This window comes from Bradyrhizobium sp., assembly GCF_049691595.1.
GTDB lineage: Bacteria > Pseudomonadota > Alphaproteobacteria > Rhizobiales > Xanthobacteraceae > Bradyrhizobium.
Map to the genome: position 1 here is coordinate 1 of NZ_JBAVNZ010000406.1, position 3,244 is coordinate 3,244.

Here is a 3,244-nt window from a genome sequence, read left to right on the forward strand (position 1 = left end):
CAACCGCTAGCACAGCGGTCGGCGGTTCCGGATGAAACTTGCAGATACCGTAAATCCGCGCCGGCGCCGCCCCCGGGCAGTCCGTTCGGGGCCTCTTTAGCCGCCGTTTTATCGGTGTCGCAATAGCCAGTTGCACGGCTATTGCCAGATTGGCCTGAAAACCATACCAAGGCGGCGAAGTTCGGCGCGCGGCGCCGATTTGCGCCGTTTTTGTCCTCCTTCTCAAACCTGGCAAGCGCGGGCGAGATGCGCCGGATCCTGCTTTCGACCCTCAAGATATTGATCTCGGCGGCGCTGCTCTATTTCTCGTTGCGCAAGGTCAGCCTGTCCGAACTTGCCTCGCGCATCGACGCGGGGAGCCTGGGCTGGATCGCCCTCGCCATCGCCGTGACATTCCTGCAGATTTTCGTCGGCGTGCTGCGGTGGCGCGAGATCAGCGCGCAATGCGGCGCGCCGCTCGAGACCAGGCAGGCGATGCGCTTCAATTTGATCGGAACATTTTTCAACCAGACGCTGCCCTCCTCGATCGGCGGCGACGCGGTGCGGCTCTGGCTGGTGGCGCGGGCCGGCGCCGGCTGGCGGGCTGCGACCTATTCGATCTTCGTCGACCGCGCCATCGGCCTGATCGCGCTGGCGGTCATCATCGTCGCTAGCCTGCCATGGAGCTATCGGCTGATCGGCGATCCGAATGGACGGTCGGCGCTGCTGCTGGTCGATTTCGCCGCGCTCGCGGGCGGGGCGGGATTCCTGGTGCTGGGCCTTCTGCCCTGGCCCTGGCTGAAGCGCTGGTGGGGAACGCATCACCTGCACGCCTGCGCCGTGATCGCCAACCGGGTCATTTTCAGCCGCCGGCGCGGGCCGAAAATCGCGGTGCTGTCGCTGCTGGTTCACGTTCTCGCCGTCGTCATCGCCTGGTGCGTGGTGCAATCGATCGCGGCACCGGTGCTGTTCGGTCAGGTATTCCAACTGGTGCCGCCGGTGATGCTGATCACCATGCTGCCGATCTCGATCGCCGGCTGGGGCGTTCGCGAAGCCACCATGGGGCTTGCCTTCGGCTATGCCGGATTGATGACCAATGAAGGCGTCAACGTCTCGCTCTTGTTCGGCGCGGTGTCGTTTTTCGTCGGCATCTGCGGCGGCCTGGTGTGGATCTTCAGCCCCGAAAAGGCGGCGCAGGGCACGAGGCCGATCGCAGTGCCCGAATAGTTTTCGCGTCGAGCAGATGACCCATTTTGAATTGTCCCTCGCGTTTGTGTCCGGCGTGCTCGCCGCGCTGCTGTCGGCCTGCCTCACCTGGGCGCTGCGGCCGCTGATGTTGCGCGTTGCGCTGGCCAGGCCGAACGCGCGCTCCTCGCACCGGATTCCGACCCCGCAGGGCGCGGGCATCGCGGTGATATCGGCCACGCTGATCGTGGCCGGCGCGGTGATCGCTTTCGCCGGCGCCTCAGGCATCCAAATTCCCCTCGCGGTGTTCGCGGCGACGCTGTTCATCGCCGTGGTCGGGTTTGCCGATGACGTCCATTCGATTGCCGTATTGCCGCGGCTTTGGCTGCAGGGGCTGGCGGTCGCCATCGTCATTTTCGCAGCACCCGACGACTTGCGGATCGTGCAGGCATGCCCGCCCTGGATCGAACGCGGCCTGCTGCTGCTGGCCGGCCTCTGGTTCGTGAACCTCGTCAATTTCATGGACGGGCTGGATCTGATGACGGCCGCCGAGGCGGTCCCGATCACGGCTTCCGTGGTGCTGCTCGGCTGGCTCGGCGACGTTCCGGCATCGACCATGATCGTCGCAGCCGCGCTGTGCGGCGCGCTGCTCGGATTCTCGCCGTTCAACCGGCCGGTGGCAAAAATCTTTCTCGGCGATGTCGGCAGCCTGCCGATCGGCCTGTTGCTCGGCTGGTGCCTGTTGCAGCTCGCCTATCACGGCGAGTTCGCCGCCGCCCTGCTGCTGCCGCTGTATTATCTGGCGGACGCGAGCGTGACGCTGCTCCGTCGGCTGATCCGGCGCGAGCCGTTCTGGGCGGCGCACCGCTCGCATTACTATCAGCGCGCCACCGACAACGGCTTTACGGTCTGGCGCGTCGTCGGCGAGGTGTTTGCGCTCAATGTCGTGCTGGCGGTTTTGGCGATCGCGTCGACCATGACGGCGGCGGTTACGGTCAAAATCCTGATGCTTGCGACTGGATGCTTTGTCGTGGCATCGCTGATGTTCCGGTTCTCGCGCCGGCGATAGTTAAGAACACCCGGGATCGCGCGGATGCGCGCGCTATTGACACCGTCATTGCGAGCCACCGGGTCGCGCGAATGCGCGCCTGATGACAGGCTTCGTGAAGCAATCCATCTTGCGGCGTCAAGAAGGCAAGAAAGAATGGATTGCTTCGTCGCAAGTGCTCCTCGCAATGACGCTGTCAGAACATGCGTTCGCGATCTCGCGGCGCTACGCTTGCTCCCCGATGTTCTTCATCGCTTCCCGCGCGGAGAGTTTCGACAGGATGTTTGCGTTTCTTTCGACGAAATCCCGCACCGCGGTTGGGTTGTTCCATGCATATTCGCGAAGCGCCCAGCCGATGGCCTTGCGAACGAAAAACTCTTCCTTGTGGGCGTGCGCAAGGCAAATCTTGAACAACACTTTCTGGTCGGTCGCGTCGCCCCAGCCGTTCTGGTGCAGGATAGCCAGGCGGTTGACCCAGAACGATTGGTGCGAACTCCAGTTCCGGACAACGCCGCGCGCATTCGCGTTGTGACGCAGAATCTTGCTGCCGATACCGGCGAGGCCATCGACACAGTCCCACCAGGACTTTTTGAGCGTCAACTCTTCCACAAGCGCGAGCGATTTTGACGTGTCGAGTTCGCGGGCCATCGAGTCAAAAAGATCGAGCGCAACATATTGATATTCGCGTTCCCGGCGTTTCCAGAGCGCGCGAACGATAGGGTGAACTTTGGCCGGCGCGGGCCTTGGAATCGGCTTGATCGCCGCGCGCCGCGCCGGCGCCGGAATGCCAAGAAACGAAAACCGATCTTTCATGTATGCCGCCATGGCAACCGCGCGCCTGGCATCTCGCAGCGGTACGAGGGCTCCTTCAACGGCGTCGACGTAAGCAGCCACAGAACTCAAGCGCATCTCCCCGGCGTTGCTCGCACACCGAGCGCGTAGGCTACGTCAGGCCGCCGTCGATCCGAACTCCGGCACCGCGTCCTTCAGCACCGTCCTGATCCTGCCGCGGTCGTTATTTTCGATCGCCTG

At 63.6% G+C, this 3,244-nt stretch carries 3 protein-coding genes; 2 read left to right on the forward strand and 1 reads right to left on the reverse strand.

Translation table 11 applies throughout. The annotated features are described in order from the left end of the window. Positions 1-246: 246 nt before the first annotated feature. The gene (locus tag WCE35_RS17370; RefSeq protein WP_424594562.1) at positions 247-1,206 is read left to right on the forward strand and encodes a lysylphosphatidylglycerol synthase transmembrane domain-containing protein; all 960 of its coding nucleotides are present in this window, start codon (positions 247-249) and stop codon (positions 1,204-1,206) included. A 16-nt stretch (positions 1,207-1,222) separates the two neighbouring features. After that, positions 1,223-2,233, forward strand: coding sequence for an MraY family glycosyltransferase (locus WCE35_RS17375; RefSeq protein ID WP_424594563.1), 1,011 nt, complete (start codon positions 1,223-1,225; stop codon positions 2,231-2,233). Positions 2,234-2,437: 204 nt separating this feature from the next. Here WCE35_RS17375 and WCE35_RS17380 read toward each other — a convergent pair whose 3' ends face one another. Beyond that, positions 2,438-3,121 (reverse strand): DNA alkylation repair protein, encoded by a 684-nt coding sequence (locus WCE35_RS17380; RefSeq protein ID WP_424594564.1) that lies wholly within the window; start codon positions 3,119-3,121, stop codon positions 2,438-2,440. Positions 3,122-3,244: the final 123 nt, after the last annotated feature.